This window comes from Lacticaseibacillus suibinensis (assembly GCF_003946175.1).
Taxonomy (GTDB): domain Bacteria; phylum Bacillota; class Bacilli; order Lactobacillales; family Lactobacillaceae; genus Lacticaseibacillus; species Lacticaseibacillus suibinensis.
The window spans coordinates 1-5,050 of record NZ_RHOK01000047.1 but is presented as its reverse complement, the minus strand read 5'-3'; the positions used below and the strand labels follow the sequence as shown (position 1 = coordinate 5,050).

Annotated in this window: 5 protein-coding genes and 1 pseudogene; 3 read left to right on the top strand and 3 right to left on the bottom strand. The window is 49.1% G+C overall.

Annotated features, from left to right (window positions below; all coding sequences use genetic code 11):
- Positions 1-654 precede the first annotated feature (654 nt).
- The 3 genes from EKM90_RS13165 to EKM90_RS12565 all read left to right on the top strand — a co-directional run bounded on the left by EKM90_RS13165 (position 655) and on the right by EKM90_RS12565 (position 3,236).
- The gene (locus tag EKM90_RS13165) at positions 655-777 is read left to right on the top strand and encodes a hypothetical protein (RefSeq protein WP_263852879.1); all 123 of its coding nucleotides are present in this window, start codon (positions 655-657) and stop codon (positions 775-777) included.
- A gap of 72 nt (positions 778-849) precedes the next feature.
- Positions 850-2,073: an adenine-specific methyltransferase EcoRI family protein gene (locus EKM90_RS12570; protein WP_125583145.1), complete on the top strand. Its 1,224-nt coding sequence runs from the start codon at positions 850-852 to the stop codon at positions 2,071-2,073.
- Complete coding sequence (locus EKM90_RS12565; RefSeq protein WP_125583142.1) at positions 2,073-3,236, top strand: HNH endonuclease family protein; 1,164 nt, start codon at positions 2,073-2,075, stop codon at positions 3,234-3,236. The genes EKM90_RS12570 and EKM90_RS12565 overlap by 1 nt, the downstream gene beginning before the upstream one ends.
- An 88-nt stretch (positions 3,237-3,324) precedes the next feature.
- Here the strand turns inward: EKM90_RS12565 and recA are convergent, their stop codons facing one another.
- The 3 genes and pseudogenes from recA to EKM90_RS12975 form a co-directional block, all read right to left on the bottom strand.
- The gene (gene recA, locus EKM90_RS12560) at positions 3,325-4,458 is read right to left on the bottom strand and encodes a recombinase RecA (protein WP_125583140.1); all 1,134 of its coding nucleotides are present in this window, start codon (positions 4,456-4,458) and stop codon (positions 3,325-3,327) included.
- A 15-nt stretch (positions 4,459-4,473) separates the two neighbouring features.
- On the bottom strand, positions 4,474-4,863 hold the full coding sequence (locus EKM90_RS12555) for a hypothetical protein (RefSeq protein ID WP_125583138.1): 390 nt from the start codon (positions 4,861-4,863) through the stop codon (positions 4,474-4,476).
- Positions 4,856-5,050: pseudogene (locus tag EKM90_RS12975) on the bottom strand (DNA polymerase); the annotation flags it as partial. The pseudogene EKM90_RS12975 and the gene EKM90_RS12555, both read right to left, overlap by 8 nt.

Here is a 5,050-nt window from a genome sequence, read left to right as displayed (position 1 = left end):
TTCAAGGTACACCCTGATGAAACAGATTTGATTCCAGTCTGACCATATCCAAGATTATTCATCAGGCTATACCCTGGCGGGACACGGCCATAATGACGATGTAGTGGGTATACCTCATTCGCTGCCCTTGATTAAACGCAGCGTTTTCCTCACAGCTCAGCAATTCAAATTGACACGGTCAACGCCAAAAGTTCTCCGAAGACTCCACGCATAAGGCCAGCACGACGTGTTACACTATCAGAGCTGGGGGCTCCGCACCTTGCGTCTCCTGGCGGTGATCAAACTTGTCCGGCTTTATCCTACACGTAGCGGCTCCGGCTGCTGCTACGGTGCTTGGAACTGGTATCTGTGCTGCTTTGCGGTACTTGTACCACGTATATACGCACCCAGGAAAACACGCAAAGCCGCGTGGCGGTAAGCACCGCCGCCGATACTAGCGTCCAGACCTAAAGTTCCAAACGGCCATCGAGGCTTGATAACCCTCGGTGGTTTTTCCGTTCTGGCATACAAAAAACGAGCGCCTCATTGAGGTGCCCGCCCGGCTGGTTTGTAGCGGATGATAGGGCCGCCACGATGAAAAACTTGTCCAGTTTTTCCTACACTAACAGTATAGCATGCCCATCGAAGGATTGCACAACTCAGACAACACAATTGATGAACGAAGAGGCACTAATTGCGGTAGATGAAACTCGCGTAATCTGGGTGAACATCACCACCTTCACCAGCACTGAAGAAGCCGCGGGTTACTATGCGGCACTGGTTGAGCTGTTTGTGTAAGAAGGGCGGCCTTGCTTGAGCTAGCCAATGGTATAATTCAACTGAGCAAAACCATAGTCGGAGGCAATCAAAATGGCTAATTCTGGATCACTGACACAGGCGAGAAACGACAAGAAAGATGAGTTTTACACACAGCTGGCGGACATTGAGAAAGAGATGAACGCTTATATCGAGTACGACGCTAACGTGTTCCGTGGCAAGACAGTGCTGTTGCCAGCAGACGATCCGTTCGAGAGTAACTTCTTCAAATTCTTCGCTTTGCATTTCAATGACTACGGACTGAAGAAGCTGATTGCAACGAGCTATGATCCAAGTCCGATTGTAAATACACAGCTGGAACTTTCCCTGTTCGGCGATGACGATGGGCTTAAAGAGGGTACTTCAAGCAAGTTAAGTACCGCCTATAAAATTGAGCTCATGGACGTCTCTGACTTCGATGAAGACGGACGAATTAACATTACTGATGTTCAAGAGCGGCTACGCAGCGAGCGAGTAAAGATAGACCACGGAAAACCTTCCAAGATGTTGTCCTACCTGGAAGGCGACGCTGATCCTGATGGCGAAACACGCTTTTCACCAGGAGACTTTCGCAGCGCGGAAGTCTCGGCGCTCCGTGACGAATCTGACGTTGTTATTACTAACCCACCGTTTTCATTATTCCGCGATTTCTTGGAGTGGATAGAACCGGAAAAACGGCTATTCTCAATCATCGGTAACGTCAACGCAATTACCTACAAGTCGGTTTTCCCTTTGATCATGAAGAATGTGCTGTGGATGGGCGAATCCATTCACTCTGGGGACCGTGAGTTCAAGGTACCAGATACCTACCCGTTAAAATCCGCAGGCTGGCGGGTTGACGACAAGGGCAACAAGTATATTAGGGTAAAAGGGGTACGTTGGTTCACCAACATCAACCACGGGCGGCGCCACCAACCTCTATCTTTAATGACGATGGCTGATAACAAGATGTTTAGCAAGCACAAAGAGGTCATGGGTCACGACTATCAGTCATACGCTAATTATCCAGCTATCGAAGTTCCTTATACAGACGCAATTCCTGGAGACTATGCAGGTGCTATGGGTGTCCCTATAACATTTTTGGACAAATACAGCCCCGAACAGTTTGAGATACTTGGACTATCGAACGCTGTTGCCAAACCTATCACCAACTTTGTTGAAGATGATGCCGTTTATAGTAAAGGTGGCCCTCAGTTCTACATCAAAGATGGACCGAAAAAGTACCGCCGGACATACGGCCGTGTTGTTATCAAACGTGTCGATGGGAGTACAAGATAATGCAGACAACATTAGAGCAATACACAGTTCGCGAGATTGTTGAAGGCTTTCAGTACAACGCATTTGAGGGCAAGGGGCTTTTCGGCCTGGGGGGACAGTTGACCATCCAGCCCGAATACCAGCGTAACTATATCTATGCCGAAAAGGGACAGGATGCGGCTTGCATTCACTCTTTGCTCAAAGGCTACCCACTAGGTCTAATTTACTTCAACCAGACTCGCGATGGAAAGCTGGAAGTGCTCGACGGCCAGCAGCGGATTACGTCAATTGGTCGTTATGTAACCGGCAAGTTCGCTATTGTTGACGACCACGGCAACCAGAATTACTTCTCTGGGCTAAGCCAAGACCAACAAGATACCATCATGGAGTCTCAACTCTTGGTGTACATTTGCAACGGTACGGAAAGCGAAATCAAAGAGTGGTTCCAAACCATCAACATTGCAGGTATTCCGCTCAACGATCAGGAGGTACTCAACGCGGTCTATTCAGGGCCATTCGTAACCGCCGCCAAAGAAGTGTTCTCCAACTCACAAAATGCCAACGTTCAAAAGTGGAGTGTCTACGTCAAAGGTGAGGTGAAGCGACAAGCCATCCTTCAGACCGCGCTTGACTGGGTTAGCCAGGGGCACATCAAAGACTACATGTCTCTACACCGTGCCGACAGCAGCATTACCGAGATGAAGGCGTATTTTGATACAGTGATTGACTGGGCTTCAACTACCTTCCCATTAGTGGACAGTACCATGAGAGGTCTCAACTGGGGCCAACTTTACCGTACATACCACAGAACGGCCTACAACCCGGCTTACGTGGCCGATAGAACCAGGGCATTGTTGGCTGATTCCGACATCACTAAGCATTCCGCAATCTATGAGTTCATACTGGGTGGGGAGAAAGACGTTAGCCTCCTGAACATCAGGGCATTCAGTGCCAACGACCGCAGAACACGGTATCAGGAACAGACGAACGCTGCTAAAAAAGCCGGTACTTCAAACTGCCCGACGTGCGTCACGGATACTGAATACAAGCATACTGACTATCTCTGGGATATTAAGGACATGGAAGGTGACCATGTTGTGCCCTGGTCAAAAGGTGGCCGTACTGAACTGAGCAACTTAACCATGCTTTGTAAGCACCATAATGCCATGAAATCAAATCACTAGTGACTGCTACTCTAATCAAATACATTTAAATCGTCAGTCGCCGGATGGAAATCCAGCAAAAAAAGAGACCCCGGGGTCTCTTTTCATTTTACAGGAGGCGATCTTCACCAAAAGCCTCCTTTTCTTCTACTTGTTGTTCTCTTTCAGGTTTAAGTTCTGCCATACTGTTTTGAGATTCTGAAAAAGCCTTTGCTCGGATAGCTGCCTCGATTTCTTTGCTCATCTCGGGGTGAGCATCCAGGTATGCTTCTGCATTCACCGCACCTTGGCCAAGGCGCTCGTCGTTGTATGAATACCAGGAGCCACTCTTTTTGATAATTCCTGAAACCGGGCCCTTATCATCCACGCCAAGTGCAATCATGTCTCCGTTATGGCTTATTCCATGGCCATAGGACATTGTAGTCTCAATTGCTTTGAACGGCGGTGCTACCTTATTCTTGGTTACTCTGATTTTAGTGGTGTTACCGATGACATTGGTTCCATCCTTCACCTGCTGCGCCCGTCGCACGTCTAGACGAATTGTAGCATAGAACTTCAGGGCCCGGCCGCCTGGTGTGGTTTCCGGGTTGCCAAACTGAACGCCAATCTTCTCACGCAACTGGTTAATGAAGATCACGATGGTTTGCGTCTTAAAGATACTTGCTGTGAGCTTGCGGAGTGCCTGTGACATCATACGGGCCTGAAGGCCAACGTGGCTATCACCGATCACCCCTTCAATTTCAGCTTCGGGCACTAGGGCCGCCACTGAATCAACCACCAGAATGCTCACGGCTCCAGATTGAATCAGAGCATCCGCAATCTCCAGCCCTTGCTCGCCGGTATCTGGCTGGGACAGCAATAGCTCGTCAATGTTGACGCCAAGTGCAGTAGCATATTTTGGATCCATGGCATTTTCAGCGTCGATATACGCAGCAGTGCCTCCAGCTTTTTGTACACTGGCGACCGCCTGCAGGGCGATAGTCGTCTTGCCTGAGCTTTCAGGCCCATATATTTCAATGATCCGGCCTTTCGGAAAGCCGCCAACGCCTAGAGCAATATCAAGGGATAAGATACCAGTGGAGAATACGTCAATGTTAGTCAGTGACTTGTCACCCATTCGCATAACGGCGCCTTCACCGAAATTCTTCTTGATCTTGTTGAGGGCAGTGGCTAAGGCTACCTTGCGATCCTTCTCGTCTGAAATTTCGTGGGCATTGCGTGTGATTGGTTTCTTAGTTGCCATATTAGTTTCCTCCTGCTAGTGGGTGCTTTGAATCGGCCGCTGAGGCGCGCGTGTCTGGTTGCGCGCGCTATGGCCATGGGTCGTGTCCTGCACAATATCCGTTCCTGGATGAATCAAATGCTTCGTGTCACGATTCTCTACTGAAAGATTGCTCCATTCGCGTAGGTTGTTCATGACGTGACGGTAATCTTCTGGATCTCGTTTGAAATGGACTAGTTCGTAACTGCGGAGCAGCTTGGTTCGTTGCTTTTTTGTGTAGAGGAAGATTGAGTAGATGTCCTCAAAGTGGTTATCTACCACGACTAGCCAATACCGGTAGCGATATTTTCTGGTGAAGTATTTTTCATAATTTTCCTGCATGGTGTGAACGATGTGATACATGCGCTGATCGTCTTTGTTATCCATGATGGCCTCCTACCAGCCCGGCCCGGTCGATTGCGGTTCCGCCTGCTTCCTTCGAGTAGCCGCGCACCAGTGACTTGTAGCCGTACTTGCTGCGAATCTTGTCTACGACTTGATCCAGGGCCAGGTCAGCCGTCTGCTTCTCTGGTGGATCAAAGAGGTTGAGCTGGAATCCAGCAGCCTTGCTGAC